This window comes from Coleofasciculus sp. F4-SAH-05 (assembly GCF_040222985.1).
GTDB classification, from domain to species: Bacteria; Cyanobacteriota; Cyanobacteriia; order Cyanobacteriales; family Coleofasciculaceae; genus Coleofasciculus; species Coleofasciculus chthonoplastes.
In genome coordinates, this window is record NZ_JAVKBY010000084.1 from 12083 (window position 1) to 31952 (window position 19870).

15 protein-coding genes are annotated in these 19870 nt (G+C 43.9%); 8 read left to right on the forward strand and 7 right to left on the reverse strand.

The window, feature by feature from the left end; genetic code table 11:
* The first annotated feature begins 361 nt into the window (after positions 1–361).
* From RIG27_RS10275 to RIG27_RS10295, 5 genes are all read left to right on the forward strand, one after another.
* On the forward strand, positions 362–1615 hold the full coding sequence (locus tag RIG27_RS10275; protein ID WP_446344841.1) for a DUF4912 domain-containing protein: 1254 nt from the start codon (positions 362–364) through the stop codon (positions 1613–1615).
* Between the two features lie 148 nt (positions 1616–1763).
* The gene (locus tag RIG27_RS10280) at positions 1764–1973 is read left to right on the forward strand and encodes a hypothetical protein (RefSeq protein WP_446344843.1); all 210 of its coding nucleotides are present in this window, start codon (positions 1764–1766) and stop codon (positions 1971–1973) included.
* A gap of 89 nt (positions 1974–2062) precedes the next feature.
* Positions 2063–3292, forward strand: coding sequence for an RNA-guided endonuclease InsQ/TnpB family protein (locus RIG27_RS10285; protein WP_446344845.1), 1230 nt, complete (start codon positions 2063–2065; stop codon positions 3290–3292).
* A complete protein-coding gene (locus RIG27_RS10290; protein WP_446344847.1) occupies positions 3285–5417 on the forward strand; it encodes a ShlB/FhaC/HecB family hemolysin secretion/activation protein in 2133 nt (710 codons plus the stop codon). Before RIG27_RS10285 ends, RIG27_RS10290 begins: the two co-directional genes overlap by 8 nt.
* A 172-nt stretch (positions 5418–5589) precedes the next feature.
* Positions 5590–6714 carry an Rpn family recombination-promoting nuclease/putative transposase gene (locus tag RIG27_RS10295; protein ID WP_446344849.1) on the forward strand — a complete coding sequence of 375 codons (1125 nt, stop codon included), beginning with the start codon at positions 5590–5592 and terminating at the stop codon, positions 6712–6714.
* 216 nt (positions 6715–6930) lie between these two features.
* Here RIG27_RS10295 and RIG27_RS10300 read toward each other — a convergent pair whose 3' ends face one another.
* The 6 genes from RIG27_RS10300 to RIG27_RS10325 form a co-directional block, all read right to left on the reverse strand.
* On the reverse strand, positions 6931–7656 hold the full coding sequence (locus RIG27_RS10300) for a hypothetical protein (RefSeq protein ID WP_446344851.1): 726 nt from the start codon (positions 7654–7656) through the stop codon (positions 6931–6933).
* Positions 7657–7717: 61 nt separating this feature from the next.
* Positions 7718–10309: an NACHT domain-containing protein gene (locus RIG27_RS10305; RefSeq protein WP_446344853.1), complete on the reverse strand. Its 2592-nt coding sequence runs from the start codon at positions 10307–10309 to the stop codon at positions 7718–7720.
* 22 nt (positions 10310–10331) lie between these two features.
* Complete coding sequence (locus RIG27_RS10310; protein WP_446344855.1) at positions 10332–11258, reverse strand: DUF1822 family protein; 927 nt, start codon at positions 11256–11258, stop codon at positions 10332–10334.
* A 2-nt stretch (positions 11259–11260) separates the two neighbouring features.
* A complete protein-coding gene (locus RIG27_RS10315) occupies positions 11261–11977 on the reverse strand; it encodes a hypothetical protein (RefSeq protein WP_446344857.1) in 717 nt (238 codons plus the stop codon).
* Entirely contained in the window at positions 11961–12551 is a 591-nt protein-coding gene (locus tag RIG27_RS10320; RefSeq protein WP_446344859.1) for a CHAT domain-containing protein, read from the reverse strand. The genes RIG27_RS10315 and RIG27_RS10320 overlap by 17 nt, the downstream gene beginning before the upstream one ends.
* A 160-nt stretch (positions 12552–12711) precedes the next feature.
* Complete coding sequence (locus RIG27_RS10325) at positions 12712–13290, reverse strand: hypothetical protein (RefSeq protein ID WP_446344861.1); 579 nt, start codon at positions 13288–13290, stop codon at positions 12712–12714.
* A gap of 322 nt (positions 13291–13612) precedes the next feature.
* Here RIG27_RS10325 and RIG27_RS10330 point away from each other — a divergent pair, with 322 nt between their 5' ends.
* The 3 genes from RIG27_RS10330 (at position 13613) to RIG27_RS10340 (ending at position 19484) form a co-directional block, all read left to right on the forward strand.
* Positions 13613–16441: a cation-translocating P-type ATPase gene (locus RIG27_RS10330; protein WP_446344863.1), complete on the forward strand. Its 2829-nt coding sequence runs from the start codon at positions 13613–13615 to the stop codon at positions 16439–16441.
* 161 nt (positions 16442–16602) lie between these two features.
* Positions 16603–17748 carry a DNA replication/repair protein RecF gene (recF, locus tag RIG27_RS10335; RefSeq protein ID WP_446344865.1) on the forward strand — a complete coding sequence of 382 codons (1146 nt, stop codon included), beginning with the start codon at positions 16603–16605 and terminating at the stop codon, positions 17746–17748.
* Positions 17749–18599: 851 nt separating this feature from the next.
* Entirely contained in the window at positions 18600–19484 is an 885-nt protein-coding gene (locus RIG27_RS10340; protein ID WP_446344867.1) for a pentapeptide repeat-containing protein, read from the forward strand.
* 106 nt (positions 19485–19590) lie between these two features.
* Here RIG27_RS10340 and RIG27_RS10345 read toward each other — a convergent pair whose 3' ends face one another.
* Complete coding sequence (locus tag RIG27_RS10345) at positions 19591–19779, reverse strand: hypothetical protein (RefSeq protein WP_446344869.1); 189 nt, start codon at positions 19777–19779, stop codon at positions 19591–19593.
* Positions 19780–19870 lie beyond the last annotated feature (91 nt).

The following is a 19870-nucleotide window of genomic DNA, read 5'->3' on the forward strand; positions in this document are numbered from 1 at the left end:
TTCGTCAATTCGTGAAAATTGGCGTCTTGATCCCCTTGACCATACCTAAGGCATTTCTGGTACATAGATAAATAAAGCGATCCCAAAGAAATACTCATAATCAGTATTTCTGTGATCCTGACTGGAGAAACCTAAGTGTTATCGGGAGAAATCCCCAACGTCAGCCTAAACAGTAAGTCGTGCGTGAGTTTGTACCTGCCCAAACGAAAGACGAATGCAATGCGTCACCGAGACTGACTTACTCCAAGGCGGTAGGAATCATTAACCTTTATCAAATGTGATGTTGTTAAATTATGATCCCCATCTTTTGATTCACCAGGAGAGATACAACCTACCGACCTAACAATTGGAGAGCATATTCATGGCAAAAGAACGCCCACCTTTAGAAGAGATGACCTTACGGCAACTGCGTAGAGTTGCCAGTGAGTACGGCATCTCACGGTATAGCCGGATGCGTAAAGCGCAGTTACTGGCAGAAATTCAAAAAGTCCAACATACCAAAATCTCAATCAGTCCAACTAGCACAGTGGAGGCACAACCAGAAGTGGAAGCATCTAAATTTGAACTTGGTCAAGACGATCGCACCGGTGGTGATCTAGCATCTGTAGACGAAGGATTACCAGATTTACCCTCTGGTTATGGTGAAAGTCGGATCGTACTCATGCCCCGCGATCCCCAATGGGCGTATACCTACTGGGATATTCCTAACGAACACAAGGAAGAGCTGCGGCGTCAGGGAGGACAGCAATTAGCGCTGCGGATTTATGATGTCACCGATATTAACCTGGAATACCAAAGCGCCCATAGCATTCAGGAATATCCCTGTGACGAACTAGCAAGAGAATGGTACTTACCTCTACCCGTTAGCGATCGCGACTACGTAGTGGATATCGGTTATCGTTGTGCCGATGGTCGTTGGTTAATCCTAGCCCGTTCTACACCCGTCCATGTTCCCCCGGTTTATCCCAGCGACTGGATTGAAGACCAATTCATCACCGTTAATTGGGATGAAGAACTCCAAGGCAAAACCTTATACGAGTTGGTTCCTCCCAGAAAGCGCCAACCTGTTACCGCAGATACCGCACATACCGAGAACCCCATCTACGACGAAATCTTTGGCCTGGCAAAATCTGCCGAAGCTCAGCGCGTCGCGGGTTCTATGTACGGTTCAATGCAGCACGTTCCCGGATCGATGGCTCCGTCTCAATCCGTCAGTTCCTACATCTTCCCCTCTGGGGCAGGGATGTGGGCTGTACCCACCATGTCTGGCTTAACCATGTCCGGTGTTGGCATGTCCGGAGTCGGGATGGGGATGTCGGCTTCTATGCCACCGATTCGTCCTCGTCAGTTCTGGTTAGTTGCCGATGCTGAATTGATTGTCTACGGTGCAACCGAACCCGATGCAACCGTAACCATTGGCGGGCGTCCAATTAAACTGAACCCAGACGGAACCTTCCGCTTCCAAATGTCCTTCCAAGATGGTTTAATTGATTACCCCATCATGGCAGTAGCAGCAGATGGCGAACAAACTCGCTCGATTCAGATGAAATTTACCCGCGAGACGCCCTCACGCAATACCAACACCAAAGAAGAAATGGTTCCCGAATGGCTGTAACGATTACAGGGTGAAGGACAATAGATAACTAAGAACGGTCATCAAACTTGTTACTTTACACTTCATCCCCAATTTTTGATACGGCTCAACCTATCCCCTGGCAACTGTCGGGGGATTTTTTTTCAGAACTTTTGTCAAACAAAATAGGATGACACTCGAAGAAATTAGCCTCATGCTGACAGAACTTTTTAATTCCCAGGCGGTTCAACAGGTAAAATCAGGGACATGGCAGGTGGAAACACCTCAAGTGAGAGTGTTAACTGATGGTGGGGGTTTGGGGGAGGCGATAAGTCCCACGCTCTACCCTTCGACTCCGCTCAGGGTGAGCGCCCTTGATACATGGACATCCCCCAAGTAAATTTTATTGGTCAATCCCGATAAAATTTACAAACCATCCTGATACTATTTACTGAGAATAGTATATATTAGTAAGAAAAGGTGAAAACAATGCAACATCAAGCCGTCAAAGTTAGGCTGTATCCGACAACTGAACAACAAGAAATACTAGCTCAACACTTTGGCTGTAGCCGTTGGTGGTGGAATCATGCTCTTAATCTGTGCATTGAAACCTACCAGCTAACGGGTAAGGGCTTGAGTCAGTCCGCATTGAATGCATTTTTACCTAAGCTTAAAAAACAGGAGGGGACTGAATGGTTGTCTGACTGCTATTCTCAAGTCTTACAAGCGACTACGCTTAACTTAGTGACAGCTTACCGTAACTTCTTTGAGGGTAGAGCTAGATACCCAAGGTTCAAGGCTAAAAAGAATAGGCAATCTATTCAGTATCCCCAGTCAGTTAGGGTTATTGATGACTGCCTCAAATTTCCGGGTCGCGTCGGCATAGTGAAAGCTAAAATACACCGACCAATCGAAGGAACTATCAAGACGGTAACGGTTAGCATGACCCCATCGGGGAGATATTTTGCGTCCGTCTTGACTGAGGTAGAAGGGGATAACCCACCGAGTAACACTGATGGTAATGTAATCGGGATTGACCTAGGTTTAAAGGACTTTGCTATTGTCAATGATGGTGTTAAGACCTCTAAGTTTGCTAATCCTAAACATTTAGCTAAACATGAGCGTAACCTTAAGCGCAAGCAACGGAAATTAGACAGAAAGGAGAAAGGAAGCAAGTCAAGAGATAAAGCCAGGAAACTGGTGGCTAGGGTTCACGAACGAGTATCAAATGTCCGTCAAGACTACCTGCATAAGCTGTCCAGAAAGCTTGTTGACGAAAACCAAGTCATCGTAGTCGAAAGCCTAAATACTAAGGGCATGGTTCGTAACCACAAACTAGCTGCATCTATTTCTGATGTAGGCTGGGGAATATTTGTCAATTTCCTATCGTACAAGCTTGAATTTGAGGGTAAGGTATTGGTAGAAATTGACCGATGGTTTCCTAGTTCTAAACTCTGCTCAAACTGCCATTATCAAGTGAAGGAGATGCCCTTAGAGGTTAGGGAATGGACTTGCCCTAGCTGTGGCACTCACCACGATAGAGACGGTAATGCCTCAGTAAATATCAGAGCAGAAGGCATCAGAATCTTATCGGTCTCAGGGACTGGGACTGCTGCTGACGGAGGGGAAGTAAGACCAAAGCTTGGGCGTAAGTCTAAGCTGCGGCATTCCCCAGCGAAATCAGAAGCCCACGCTGTACTGAAAGTCAGCGATGGGTAGTTCACAGGGGCAGATTCTGGGACAACTGACACCTGTTTGGGTGGGTATTATGGGTTTAAATGCACCAACGGCGCTGGGTACAACTCCAATGTCTGTGTCACAAGTGAGCCAAAACCCTGTTCATTTCCCTAATCTTATGGAACTCTCTCACCAGCAATCTCAGCAGGTAGAAGGCTCTCAGAAGGTAGAAGGCTCTCAGAAGGCAGAAAATGACTTTAGGACAGAGGAGGACTGGCTCCCAGGACAAGAGTTAAATGGCAGAGTAGACGGAGATAATCACGCTTTAAACGAACAGGAGCTAACTAAGGATCTCCAGTACGGGGAGAGAGAAGCTGAGGAAGCCTGTAGAGAGCAGCCCAATCGTGCTGAACTCGAATCTTGCGATCGCTCTTTTGATCCAGAAGCGTCTCACTCCAAACTCGACCCTATTTTTACCCCAGATCACGCTTACCTGGATGAGGTTCCGATCGCACAAACCCCGCCCACGATTCCCAACCCCGAAACCATCCAACCCAATCCGGATGATCGTTTTCCTCAACCCACGCCTAGTCCTGAACCCTTACGTCCTGATCAGTCCCCACCGTTGACCCAACCTGAACCCACTCCCTCTCGTCCCACGAATTCTAACGTGGAGAGTATTCAAATCGAGAAAATCAATGTCACAGGTAGCACCATCTTTGAACCCGATGACTTCAATCCCATTGTCCAACCCTTGGAAGGAGAAGCGGTTACCCTACAACAATTGCAAGAGGCTGCTGATGCCATCACTCAACTCTATTTAAATCGTGGTTACATCACCTCAAGAGCCATTCTAGTAGACCAGGTTATTACTGATGGTGTCGTAGAGATTTTTGTCCTGGAAGGGAGTCTGGAGGAGATTAAAATTGAGGGAATTCGTCGCCTTAAACCCAGTTACATCCGGAATCGGATTCAGCTTGGTGTCAGCACCCCCTTAAATACCGCTCGCTTGGAAGATAAATTGCGGCTACTGCGGGCGAATCCCTTATTTGAGTCCGTAGAGGCGAGTCTTCGTGCTGGTACTCAATCGGGAAAGAGCAATTTAATTATTCGTGTTGTTGAAGCCAATCCCTTTGAAAGTAGTCTTACCACCGATAACTATTCACCGCCGAGTGTAGGTTCAGAACGATTGGGCGTAAATGGACGCTATCGTAATCTGACCGGGTATGGGGATGAACTGACGGCGAGTTACTTCTATTCCACCACTAGTGGCTCAAAGGTGATCAATATGGGCTATCGCCTTCCCCTAAATCCTAAAAATGGCACCCTGCAAGTGCAAGCCAGCGTTGATCGCAATCAAATCACAGCCGAACCCTTTACTCAATTCGGTATTGAGGGGGAATCAGAACAGTATGAGATTAGTTTTAGTCAACCCTTAATTCGCACCTCCCGTGAAGAATTCGCCCTATCCCTAGCTTTTAGCTTTAGGGAAAGTCAGACATTTTTTTTGGATATGCCTGCCCCTTTAAGTCCTGGTGCTGATATTGACGGGATAACGCGCACCAGTGTAATTCAATTTGGACAAGACTACCTACGTCGTGATTCCAGGGGAGCGTGGTCAGTGCGATCGCTCTTTAGTCTGGGTACAGGGTGGTTGGATGCGACTGTTAATCCCGATCCTGAGCCGGATGGACGTTTTTTGACCTGGCTGGGTCAGATCCAACGAGTTCAAATTTTCAGTGATGGTCATTTTTTAATTATGGGGGCTGATATTCAACTAACCCCCAATACTCTTTTGCCGTCTCAGCAATTTGTTATTGGTGGCGCTCAATCCGTGCGAGGCTATCGACAGAATGCTCGAATTGGAGATAACGGGGTGCGATTGTTCTTAGAAGACCGGATCACCTTAGAGAAAAATGCATCCGGTGCGTCAACGTTTCAAATTGCGCCATTTTTTGATGCGGGTTGGGTGTGGAATAATCCCGATAATCAGAACCCTCTGCCTCAAGAGCAGTTTTTAGCCAGTCTGGGGATGGGGATACTTTGGCAACCGCTACCCGGATTAGATTTGCGCCTTGACTATGGTTTACCCTTAGTCGAACTGGAGGATCAAGGTGAAAATGCTCAAGATGAGGGATTTCACTTTTCAGTTCGCTATCAGTTTTAATCTGAAGTATCCCCGGCGCAGATGCACCTAAACCAACACCTCTTACCTACTCTCTCTCATTGTCTCAATCCATATTTTGTTGATTTTGTCAATACCACTGCTATAGAAATTTTGGGTCACAGAGTTGCCATACTACCCCTTGTCAACTCGGTGACGTTTACCCCAGGAGAATGTGAAAACTGACACCATCTTCTATAGCCTGTTTAAAGAGTTCCCTAGTATTTTCTTTGAACTAATTAACCAATCCACAGCACAAGCCCCAACCTATGAATTCACCTCCCGTGAAATCAAACAACTCTCATTTCGACTTGATGGTTTATTTTTACCCAAGAACCAAACCTCAAACCAACCCTTCTACGTCGTCGAAGTTCAGTTCCAACCCGATGAGAATTTATACTATCGTTTATTTACGGAACTGTTTATCTTTCTGAATCAATACAAACCCCCTCATCCCTGGCGGGTTGTAGTGATTTACCCCAGTCGCCGAATTGAACGAGAACAACCGTTACAATTTAGGGAACTCTTCAGTCGAGTGCAACGAATTTACTTGGACGAGTTAGAGGAAACGGCATCGGATTCCCTGGGGGTAAACATTGTTAAGCTAGTAATCGAGAATCAACAGACAGCACCGACAGTGGCAAGGCAGTTAATCGACCAAGCCCAAGTCCAGATCGCTGATCCAACCACAAAACGAGACTTAATTGATTTAATCGAAACAATCATCGTTTATAAATTACCACAAAAAAGCCGTCAGGAGATAGAAGCCATGTTAGGTTTAAGTGAACTAAAACAAACCAAAGTGTATCAGGAAGCCAAGCAAGAAGGGTTTTCTGAAGGGGAACAAAGAGGGGAACAAAGAGGCGAAAAAAGAGGGGAACTCAAAGCCAAGTTAACCGCTATACCACGCATGATCCAGTTTGGATTAAGCTGGGAGCAAATCGCTCAATTGCAAGATTTGCCACTGGAATTTGTTCAACATGCTTCTCGATTATTCGCTCAACAAAATGTTGTCGCTTTTGTTGAGCTGTTAAATCATCAACGCCAGCTTTTCTCCCCACAAGACTTAGCTGAGTTGGCTTTTTTAATTCAACCCTTACCCGATAAACTAGAAGATTTATCAGACGCGATCGCGCAATGGTGCCAGCAGGAAGCACATACGGCACAGCGTGAGGCTTGGCGTCAAATCTGCTCCGGGTTATTGAGTGCGACAGTAGAGAAACTTGTGACGAACCCTGATACCCTTCAAACTCCATCTGCTATCCTCAACAAAGCCATGGTACAAAATGCGATTGAATGATGAGAGTCTTACCTCAGTAAGCTGTTATGCATTTAAATTGGGAATGAGCAGTGACCAAAATGGTTGTACCACAAAGATTTCGCAGTTTCTAACATTATGGTTTAAATGCCGAACAGTTTACTAGGGTGGGCAAGAGGTATAAAGAAAGAAAATGAGGCGTTCCCTGTTTTTAACCATATAGCGTTTCAGATATAGGTAATAAGAAGCGCGATCGCACTACATTTGAGCAAAATGCTCCATCAGCATCCGATGGATAAAGATATAACCACCACCAACTTTGCGTAAAAAACCCCGTTCCGCCGCGTAGTCTAGGAAACGAGCATAATTCCAAGGAGCAAAGCCTCGCAACCAGAGAATCACCCGCAGCATGAAGTGTTGAATCAGAACAAAACCGGCACAAACGGAACCTTTTCCACCTGCCATTGCACCAGTCAACCCAACCGCTAATCCGATACTGATGGTTTCATGAATTCCTCCCCTATCATAACGTAATCCACAAAACATTCCGACAGGAAAGAAGATGCAAAAGAACAAAAAAGCATTCTTGGCGGATCTCCAAATACCCTGGTTTGGAATTATTGTTTGAGAAACACTTACTCCTTTGTCTAAGAAACCAACCAACCCAGGTAGGAGAGTAGACAATGCTAACTCAGTCCAAATGACACTGACAATATAAGCTGAATCACCGATATTATATCGGTCAGTAAAAAGCCAGCGACCAAGGATATAAATTGAACCACAGACTAGACCTATTGTCGCATATATTCTAGCTTGTTTCCAGGATGTTTTGACTGCATCAATAACTCCTATTTCTATTCTAAAGCGACTTAATAATACTGCTAAAACAACTCCATCAACTATTAATGGAGACACAATTTCTCTCCATTTTTCATCAAAACTTCCTTGAGCAATTGCATAGACCCATGGTGCGGCAATGATCACATACAGCACTTTCCTCTGCGATGAGGTACAACATCAATCTAGCAGTTTGAGGGATAGCGGGCTAATACTGTACTCCATAAGAGCGCGAAGCGCTGTATATTAGTCCAGACAAAATTCCTGATATAACATGAGGGATGTTTCTGTTTAGACTTCTGGGCATAACTTGAAGGAAAAAATTAGAGAGTACCAGATGAATCAGACTTGATGTTATCCCAGCTACTATAGAAGGAAAGGCAAAAGATATTTGTTCGCCTAAATCATCTGTCACCTGTGTGCCAAAATGCAAAACTCTAATCAAACCAGCTATCACTCCCCAAATGAATAGGATACCAATATGATATATCAAAGTATCAATACCTCTGGGTAGCCAATTTTGTTGAATTTGCTCAATCAGAAATATCTGTTTAGACTGTTTTGGCTGTTGTAGCATCCTTTGTGCTAACCAGGTTAACCAATGTTTCGCATTTTTGTCTGAATAAGAATCACCGCTTTGCTCTCGCTTAAACTTCTCTTCAACGTAAGTGTCAAGCAAGTTTTTCTCCCGTTCAGAGAATGAGTTAATTCCTGCCAAGTCTTCCCGTGATTTTTCTTGATAGGCAAAGGTCATTATATTCAGAGTTAGCGGATTTTCAGCTAAGGATTGAATGGTTAAGTCTTCTGGAAACAACACTTTAACACCGGGTAATGTGTCCTGGTTATCATCAAGATAGCGGTTGACTTGATTTGATGTAATTGGCTTATACAAAACGGCACATTGACAGTCAAGTCTTTCTGAAATTAGGTTATATTCATTGAGCCGACTACAAACCACCATTTCAGTTCTTTCATAGCTTCGCAGAAACTGATTAATTGCCAGAATACAAGCGTCTCGTTGCCAATCTTGATTGATTTTATCTAAAGCACCGACTTCATCTAAACCATCTAAAAGCAGTAGCAATTGCTGATTTTTAATTAAAGACTCGCAGATAAATCGAGGAAACTGATAGAATCTATTCAATTCTTCAACCAGCCACTTATCCAAGGATTTTTGTTTCTTATCTGCACCCCAACTAGAGAGATTAAGGACTACAGGAATTGGTAAAGTGTTATCTTCCCTGGCGTCGTTAATTAATTCACGAGCAATTTCTAAAAGTGCCGTGGTTTTGCCCGCTCCGGGTTCACCGAGAATCAGCATTGTTCTTTTGTTTTCCAGTTCACCAAATATATCAATTCCTCTGGTTCCTTCAGGTAAGATTTGATTCTCTTGGTTGAAACTCTCCGCATCCGTTAATGTTACGGCATTGAAATGTTTCTCTAAGCCTAACTCAATCATGTGTTCAAGATGCAATGATTTTTCGAGGACTCCTTCAATCCATGATTTTTGCACTAAATCAAGTAATATTTGACGCGGATTATTTGGGCGCATCCAATTGACAACCATTTCAATTATTCTTTGAATTCCTAGTTTTCTGGTTAGCTTCAGCAATGGTTTTACCCAATTAGGATACTTCCGATTATTTTTGTCTCGGTTATCTTTGACGTTTGATTCACTACCTGTGTATCCGCGTAATTTATGCCAAGTCATTTCTGCTTTAGCTAGATTGTGATGGATGACGGGTAACCAACTAACCTTAGGCAGTTGCTCGTTTCTCTCTGGATTCTGTATATATTCTTTTACCTTAATCCGAGCCTGCTGCACAGAACTATAGAGAGAGAAACCCGTCGTAAAAAAATCAAGAAAATACTTCAAAAACTCTTGTGCTATTTTATCGGGAACAGGTTCTCGCCAAACAATAATTTGGGCAATATCCAAGTCGGCGAGTTGACGGGCTAATCCTAAACCATCACAGGAATTAAAAATAGCTAACTTTAATCCTTTATCGATCGCATCTTGAATTGTGTTTCGGATGTCTTGAATGTTTAACGTTTCCTTTGGATTAAGATAGAGCAATCCCGTGTTAACATCTATATCGGTTCTACTATGTCCAGAAAAAAAGAGAATGTCCCAACGTTCATTTAAGATGAGTTCCAAGTCTGAACGTTTAGGTTGTCGGAGAAAAACACAATAGGCTCCTGATATTTGTCGGAGTAATCGCCTATCTGCTTCGACATCAATATTCTCACTATCTCCGAGAATACATAAGATTTTGACTCGTTTCGGTCTGGCTAATCGTTGTTCAGACATATCGCTAATAGGGTCTAATTCAGTGAAGGATACTGCCACATCAGTAAAACAATCTGCATGAAATAAATCCCACCAATGCAAAGGTAATTTTTCTAATAGGCTTTTGCTGGCTTCATGCTGAATATTCTGGGTTTGGATCACAAATTGAATCTCGGTTGAGTCATTTATCTCCAGGATTGGCTCTAATTGTTGTTTAACAGGAGCAAGCCAATCATTAAGGTAAATGCGTAAGGATTCAATCTCTTGATTACACCCAGAAATACTCACATTCCTAACTTGATTTCTAAAGCCAGCTCTACCATTCATTACAGTATAATAAATACTTTGCCAGTTTTGATAGGTATTGACGAGTGCAGGATAGTCAGGTAAATCCCATTGCAGGCAAGAATTAGTTTGATTTTTACCTATTGTTCTAATCTGGATAGTCGTTTGACCAAATCCCTGAATGAAACTACCGTCTCCTACTGTGAGTATAACTTGTTTAATCATCTTCTTTTGCCTTCATCAACAACTAAGCGACAAATTTTTCAATCACAGATTCATTGTCTAGAGACAGTTGAACTGTAACCTGTTTTCCCGGTATCTGAGTAAATTCTAGCTGAATCCAATTATCAGCTTCCCTTGCCATGACTTCCGCCGAGTCTGATTTGCCTTCTGATTCACCTTCAAGAGTTACTTTCAGTTTTAATTTACGAGGCAAATACTCTTGTTCTCCCAAGGGATGAACTTGAATTAGCACACCTGTTTCTTGATTTTCTTCTACCCAAATACTAACAATTAAAGCGAATTCCTGCCGATTGATTAATAGTCCTAGATTAATCTTTTTTACTCGTTCAACCTTTTCCAGCTTGATAGCATCCATAGAACTCTTAAACGCCAACTTTCTCGGCACTAATAGGGTTTCTATCCCTTGCCAAACCTGATCAAAAATACCATCAAACCATTGACTCAAATTGACTAAAGGTTCTGGCTGCGTGGAAATGACATCAATTAATTGATCAAGTGAACCCAATTGCCGAATGTCCAGAACTCCCGTTGCTGCGGTTTTCGTAAATCCTAGCAGCTGAACTGTATCCAAATTCTCACTGAATTGCACGGCGAGATAACCAATCCTGTTGTCCCGAATTTCTGGAGGTAAAGATACAGTCGTTTCTCCAGGTAACACAGGACGACATTCTAGTTTACCAATAGTATTAATAACCAAATCGGCAATGTTCCATCGATTTCTGAGAATGGGATGCCAAGAGTCACCTTGAGTTACGTCAGTTTTAACTCCTAACCACTTGAGATATCGGTGAACGGCATAAACCGCTAAGGTATTCAAGTAAACTTGTTTGCTTTTTTCAACATTAACTTGTTCGCTGGCAAATTCACTAGCGCGGGAATGTGCTTCAATACCGAGTGGAACTTCTAAAAATTGGTTGTCTTGACTGTTCATAATTATTCGTTCCTTGAGTATCCTAGATTCTCTAAAATTTGTTGCAGGAGTGGCAGACACCTGTTTTTCCAGTGTGAGTTGAGAGTCTGGTAATTGACACCTAACTCTCGGCTGATTTTAGCCAAAGGTTCTGGTGGTTCTTGGAAAAGTAGTTGTTGACAAAGATACTGACAGTGACAATTAGGGTGTTGACGAGGGTGGCAATTTCGCAAGCGTTTTTCTGGGTCTTCTGTAACATAATTGTAAAATCTTTGCCAAATCATACGAATGTTTTCTCTTCTTCGTTCTTCAAGATAAGCATCAAGTCCACTCAGCTTAGGAGGATTAAATCCAGTTTCTGATAGTTGATCAAGCCACTTTGTTTGATTTCCATCATTTTCATTGATGGGAACATCTAAACTGTATTCTTGACCAGACTGGCTATTTTGATATAAATCCTTGATTCTCCACCTTAAATATCCGTTAATCCAATTCACTAAACTTCTTTGAATGGACAGATGTGGCTTGGGTTGAAACGTACAGATATTTTCACTAACCCACTCCCAAGTTTTGTCTAAAGCTTCAAAATAAAGGGGATGAGACGATTTACATAGTTGGGGTAATTGCTGAAGTGCAATTAGTAACCGATTAATTGCTTTCCGTCTCTCTGAGGATGTGAGACCCATATTACCACAAATCAGAGCAATTGCTTGTTGGAATTGTTCATCTGTCATGTTCATCGTTTTTTTTTATAGCTGGAGTAGATTCCTCAGACATACCTGATAACTGAATAGCTAAACAGCCAAGATTGAAAGCAAAATCATAGCATTTTCCGGCACCTAACGCATCATAGAAACCGACAGCAAAGTTAATTGCCGCCTTGTCTCCAATACCCTGTTTCATCCCAATTACATAATCAATATGCTGACTAATTGCTGCCGCTTGAATATCCGAATAGCAGGCGTTGAGCAGTACACATTCTACTTGAGTAGAAAAAAGTTTAAATAAATTAGCCAAGGCTTCGGAATCAACAAATTTATTTCTCCCGCTTTCATCCTCAAAGACTAATCCTTCGTTTCCCTCTCCATGACCACAAAAATGAACAATTTGTGGTCGAACATCTAGAATAGCTCGATAAATATCCCTTGGACGTACTGCCCATTGTTGTTTTAAAACAAATTGCTCACGTTTCTGAGAACGTTGTAGCCCAATATCAATTTCGCGGACTTCCTCATCTAAACGAAGCTTTGAGGTTCCTTGAGGATTAGCGGCTAGAATCAGGATTGATTTGACTAAGGCGCTATTATTGTACATTGGCTCCTCCTTGGAAAAATTCCTGAAGTGAAAAAAGCGAAGCTCTTGGATGCAAATTTAAGAGTTTGTAATGATCTAAAAGCTTCGCTTCTAATGGAACTATAGCCCCTAGAGTGACTAAAAAGTTTTCTGAGTAAGGGATAGAGGTCGAACCATTAATTTACGGTAACCGATCTACGGTAACCGATCTAACTGATCCTCCCCTCTGGTTACCTTGAGCAAGGATACTGTTAAGCACCCCCTGGAAACGAGGATAATGATTGGGTAGAGTTCTTAACTCTTTCGCCGCCTCTTTTCTGACCCGCTCAGGATAATGACCCCCCCAAACACGAAAGTCGTAATCAACCACTCGGAAATTACCTTGGGGATCGCGCTGCAAAAAAAGTCCAACGCGAATATTATTATCTTTCACCCATATTCCGCCTACTGGAACTTTCCCAACGATATTAAGCCTCATCCGGTCAGCGCTAAACGTTTCAACGTTGATAGACTTCCAGTTCACTTTATTAGAAGCACGACGAGCTATATTTAAAATCCGTGATTCTGAGCCGTACAACCGTGACGAGATATATTGAGCAGTTACATACCGTTGCAGTTGTGCAATTTCAACAGTTTCTGTATGATTAAACAGTCCTTGACTTGATTGTGAGGGATAGCTCTGAGTATAAGTACTGGCGAAAGCACTAAGAGGGAACGTCAATGCTAGTAACGTAGAACTCAAAAGAGCTTTTACTTTCATAGTGATCATCCTCATTGACTAACTATGTGTTAAGGCTGTATTCAACTAACCTTCTATATTTATCTCAGGGCTAGAACAGAAATTTATGAAAATTTGCCTAATGAAGCCGAACCGAAAGACTGTAAAACCCTCTAACTGAGAGCGTTTCGAGTTTTGAGTCAAGTCGCGATCGCACTCTCATCAAATAGGTTGACTTGTTCCTCGATGCCAGTAGAGACGTAGTATGTTAGGTCTGAACCATACCCAATCCAAAATTATCCTCCCCAATCCCCTGCTTACAGTTACTGGCTGAAAAGACTATGATTGATTGGGTATCATGTTTATGCAAACCTGCCCCGTGACTTCATCTCATCCTTCCCATTCGCTGCCTGATCCTTTAAATGCATGGCATACCCAATCCATAGACGAGTCGCTTGCTCAACTGGAGAGCAATCCGCAGACGGGTTTGAACTCTGAACAAATCAGCCTGCGATCGCAATACTACGGATTGAATGAACTCGAAGAAACTGCTGGTCGCAGTTCTTGGGCGATTCTTCTGGAGCAGTTCACCAATATCATGCTGATTATGCTGATTGTGGTGGCAATCATCTCCGGAGTCATTGACCTGATCGATTGGCGACAAGGCGGGTTAGAGGCGGGTCAAGTTCCGTTTAAGGATACGATCGCGATTCTATTAATCGTTATTCTTAACGGTGTCTTGGGCTATCTCCAAGAAAGTCGTGCTGAAAAAGCCCTCGCCGCCCTGAAAAACCTCGCCTCTCCTAAAGTCCGTGTCCTCCGCGAGGGTAAACCTATGGAGGTGGATAGCAAACAGCTTGTCCCTGGAGACATTATGCTCCTAGAAGCAGGTGTGCAAGTTGCGGCAGATGGACGGTTAATTGAGGAATCAAACCTCCAGATCCGGGAATCCGCGTTAACTGGAGAAGCGAACGCGGTGAATAAGGAGGCCCCTGTCACCTTAGCTGAGGATACCCCCTTAGGCGATCGCATTAATTTAGTGTTTCAGGGAACTGAAGTCGTTCAAGGTCGAGGAACCGTCCTGGTTGCAGCCACAGGGATGAAGACGGAATTGGGACGCATCGCCGAAATGTTGCAAGGCGTGGAAAGTGAACCGACACCCCTGCAACAGCGGATGACCCAATTGGGGAATGTCTTAGTCAGTGGTTCTCTGATCCTGGTGGTGCTGGTTGTTGTTGGTGGCTTGATTAAAAGTGGCGGCGATTTAGGTGTTCTGCAACAACTGGTGGAAGTGTCTCTCAGTATGGCGGTAGCGGTAGTGCCAGAAGGCTTACCTGCGGTGATTACTGTAACCTTGGCACTGGGAACTCAACGCATGGTGCGTCGCCATGCTCTGATCCGGAAACTTCCGGCTGTGGAAACCTTAGGCAGTGTGACGACGATCTGTTCAGATAAAACTGGGACTCTGACTCAAAATAAGATGGTCGTGCAATGGGTAATCACGCCCCACCACACGTTCCAAGTTACGGGAGAAGGCTATGCGCCTAACGGGGAGTTTCTCATCGCCGAGACAGGGGTTTCTGCCCAAGAGTATCCCGAATTACAGGTCTTACTTCAAGGGTGTGCCCTCTGTAATGATGCCGTCTTGCAGTATGAACAGGAGGATTGGTTAATTTTAGGAGACCCCACCGAAGGAGCATTAATTACTCTCGCCGGTAAAGGCGGTGTGGATAAAGAACCGTTGCGGCGTCAGTTTCCTCGGGTCGGTGAAATTCCCTTTTCCTCAGAGCGGAAGCGCATGAGTGTAATATGTCAAGGGTCAAATGGCTCAGGGGTAACCAATGATGGACAAGGAACCTACCTGATGTTTACCAAGGGTTCCCCTGAGTTAGTCTTGGAGCGTTGCCATTCTTTGCAGGCGGGCGATCGCACTGAGGTGTTGACCGATGAGCAACGAACGGAAATTCTGCGGCACAATAATCAAATGGCTGGGGCGGGATTGCGGGTTTTGGGGTTTGCCTATAAGCCTCTAGATGCTGCACCTGATGACGGGGTAGAGGCGCATGAAGCGACAGAGCAAGGATTAGTGTGGTTAGGACTGGTGGGGATGTTAGATGCCCCTCGTCCAGAAGTTTTGGATGCTGTGCGCCGCTGTCGGAATGCGGGTATCCGCCCGGTGATGATTACAGGCGATCATCAGCTTACGGCTCGCGCGATCGCTCATGCTTTGGGTATTGCGGATCAACATGATCGGGTTCTCACGGGTCAGGAGTTACAAAAGCTTGGACAATCTGATCTTGACAAACAGGTGGAAGAGGTGAGCGTTTATGCTCGTGTTTCTCCGGAACATAAGCTGCGGATTGTACAAGGGCTTCAGCGTCAAGGTGAATTCGTGGCAATGACGGGTGATGGGGTGAATGATGCTCCCGCCTTGAAACAAGCAGATATCGGCATTGCCATGGGGATTACCGGAACCGATGTGAGTAAAGAAGCCAGTGATATGGTACTGCTGGATGATAACTTTGCCACGATTGTTGCTGCGACTGAAGAAGGTCGCACGGTGTATGATAATATCCGCCGCTTTATTCGCTATATCTTGGGCAGTAATATTGGTGAGGTGTTAACCATTGCCGCTGCACCGATTATGGGACTCCCGGATGTTCCCCTGTCGCCGTTACAAATTCTCTGGATGAACTTAGTTACCGACGGTTTACCCGCCCTAGCCTTAGCAGTAGAACCGGCTGAACCGGATGTAATGAAGCGTCCTCCCTTTAGTCCCCGTGAGAGTATTTTTGCTAGGGGATTAGGAGCCTATATGGTTCGCATTGGGATTATTTTCGCCATTGTCACGATTACGTTAATGGCGTTGGCGTTTGACTATTTTCCACTCCACTGGAAAACGATGGTCTTTACTACATTATGTGTGGCTCAGATGGGACACGCGATCGCGGTTCGTTCCAATACTCGTTTAACTGTTGAGATAAATCCGTTCTCGAATCCCTATTTAATCTGGGCAGTCACGGTCACGACTATCTTACAATTAGCATTGGTTTATGTGCCATTTTTACAAAATTTCTTTGGGACAGAACCGCTCACGCTTACTGAATTGCTGATTTGTTTAGGATTTAGTACGTCATTGTTTGTTTGGGTTGAGTTGGAAAAACTGTTTATTCGTTGGTATAAAAATCGGTAATTTCTCATTTGTCATTAGGCATGAATCGGTAGATGGGGGAGTTATCAGGTGATTTAACACTTAGTTAGTTTGTGAAAATAAATCCCCAAGTATTACGTACCGTAAATAGTCCTCAAACTCTGACAAATGACCAATGACGAATGACCAATGACGAATGACCAATGTACTTAAAACGCTTAAAGTTGCGCCAGTTTCGGAATTATCGGGATTGCTTGGTTAATTTTGAGGCACCAAAAACTATTTTGGTGGGAAATAATGCTCAGGGGAAGTCTAATCTGCTAGAAGCGGTAGAATTACTCTCAACGCTGAAAACTCATCGGTCAGGACGCGATCGCGAATTGGTGTTGGAGGATGCCTCTATGGGTCAGATTCAGGCTATCTTGGAACGGGCTTATGGTTCTATTGAGCTAAGTTTAACGCTTCGCAGTCAGGGACGTCGGACTGTTGCTCTAAATCGCGAATCCTTACGTCGCCAGCTTGATTTTTTGGGGATTTTGAATGCGGTACAGTTTTCCAGTCTGGATTTGGATTTAGTTCGTGGAAGTCCAGAACGACGCCGGAATTGGCTGGATTCTATTCTCACCCAACTTGAACCGATTTATGCTTATATTTTGCAGCAATATAATCAAGTCTTGCGCCAGCGCAACGCCTTGCTCAAAACCATCCGGAAGCAGGAGGAAGAGAGGACAGAGGGGGTAATATCAAAGCCGCCCCAGGTAGAACTGGCCCTTTGGGATGCACAACTGGCAACAGCGGGGTCGCGTGTGACTCGGCGTCGTGCTAGAGTGTTGCAACGATTAGCACCACTTGCTAAATCTTGGCATAGTAGTATTAGTGGTAAAACAGAGTTACTGGAAGTGACCTACGCGCCAAATGTCAACCTAGAGAAGGATGACCCAGAAGCTGTTCAACAGGCATTTTTAGATAAACTCCACCATCGTCGTTTTCCCGAACAGCGTCAGGGGATAACTCTGGTTGGTCCACACCGAGATGATGTGGAATTTACAATTAACCAAACACCTGCCCGTTCCTATGGTTCTCAAGGACAACAACGGACGTTGGTTTTGGCACTAAAATTGGCAGAGTTAAAACTAATAGAAGAAGTTGTGGGTGAACCGCCCCTGTTATTACTGGATGATGTTTTAGCAGAACTTGATCCTAACCGCCAAAATCAGCTTTTGGATGCGATTCAAGATCGGTTTCAAACCCTAATTACAACCACTCACTTAGGCGCATTTGATTCTCAGTGGTTGAACTCCTCCCAAATTCTTTCTGTTCAAGCGGGTCAAATTCACACCCTGACGTAAAAATAAGTCGAGGCTGCTGTTGGGAGTGTTGTGGTGAGGGGAAGCTGGGGGAGCTGGGGGAGCTGGGGAAGCTGGGGAAGCTGGGGGAGCTCTTGGTACATTTTTCCATAGCTTGGTGATGCCATACATTTAAAGAATACTACCCGATTTCCTTGAATCAAACCCTCTGTTAATAAAGCTCAAAGTATTGATTTGCTTTGCGGTTTTGGCTTTGTGCAGCAAGCCCTAAGTCGTCATTTGTCGTAGAATTATCTATTTTTTTCTAATCATCACTATCTATATCAACCCATTAATGGCAAATTTCAACGGTATAGGGTGTATGACAAGTATGGCAGCGTAATCTGAATTCTTAGGGGTATAGTGTTGAAGTGTAATATTACTCAACAATTTCTTTAAGCTTGATAAAGAAGGCAGCGATTTGGGCGAAATGGCAATCGTATAGCAGTATAATCTTTATTAGGAAATGTCAGACAGGAAAATTTGGGCAACGTCCTAGGACATTGGTCAAGAAACCGGGTTATGAAAGGTGAAAAGTTGATCTGGCGTTGTCATCCTGACGAGAAAACCAGTTTCTAGGAATAGGAGGACATTGGTCAAGAAACCGGGTTATGAAAGGTGAAAAGTTGATCTGGCGTTGTCATCCTGACGAGAAACCCGGTTTCTAGGAATACTTGGAGATAAAAAATGGATTATACTACAGTTTAAGGACGTTGGATATAAACGTAAATTTTTTCAAAGAAGGTTTATTCATTAGCTATTAGGATTAAAGTAGAAAGAGAATCCCATTAAAATTATCAATCTATTCAAGTTTGCCCAAATCATAAATACTTAGTGGAGTGGACGTTGTAGCTATGAACGTTAGACAACTTCTCAAACTGTACGACCAAGGAAATCGAGAATTCACCGGGATTGACCTCAGTGGGGTTAACCTCAGGGGAGTTATGTTAATCGGAGTTAACCTAACGGGGGCGAATCTCAGAGGCGCTGATTTGACGCGAGCATTTTTACTCAAATCTGATTTGAGTGGCGCTCAGATGAATTGGACGAATCTTAATTACGTTAAAATGAGCGATGCCAAACTGGTTGACGCTGATTTGACTAAAGCGAATATGAGTGGTGCTTTTATGGTCAAATCAAAGCTCACCGGTGCTAAACTCAGTGGAGCAATATTGAATGGTACAAACCTCCGACGGGCTAACTTATGGGGTGCAAATCTTTGCGGAGCGCAGTTAGAACGGGTGAATTTGCGGGATGCAAATTTAACGGGCGTGAATTTTAAATGGGCGAATTTATCGGAAGCAAGGCTGATTGGTGCTAGGGTTTATGGGTCAGCACTGAGTTTTGTCAATCTCAGCTACGCCTGGTTAAAAGATTTAGATTTAGCGGGCGCTGATTTGGAAGGGGTTAATTTTAGTGGCGCGAGATTGAGTCGGGCGAATTTAGAAGGGGCAAGTTTGATTGCGGCGAATTTAGAATCCGCTAAACTGGATTGGGCAAATCTCCAAGGCGCAGATTTGACGGGCGCGAATCTGGAGAATGCGAATCTGGAGAATGCAAATCTAACCTGGGCAATTCTCAGAAAAACTGAGTTACTAGATGCCAATTTGAAAGGTGCAAAACTCTATGGTTTAGATATTAACGAGATGCAGGGGAGTCATGGGGGAGGATTTCCAGTCAGTAACCAAGGCGTTGGATTTCCAGTCAGTAACCAATTTGTTTATTCAACGGCTGTTTGACGAAAATTAATGCCTATAGAATCGGGCGCAAGCCTTCATTGATATCAACTTGAGCTTCAAAAAGAAAGCAATACCTTGATCTGACCCCACCCTAACCCTCCCCTTATCAAGGGGAGGGAACCTGAAGGGGTGACAAGCTCACGTCAAAGGTAGGCAGGGTGTAGGGTATGGGGTGTAGGGTATGGGGTGTAGGGTATGGGGTGTGGGGTGTAGGGAAAATATTAGAGAAACACAAAAGCCCATCAAATGACAAATGACAAATGACAAATGACGAATGACAAATGACAAATGACAAATGACAAATGACGAATGATAAACGTCAACGTAGATTCAGGGTTTTTCTTGTATTGGGGCTGTTATTAACTATTGTCCTACTGATTGCTAAA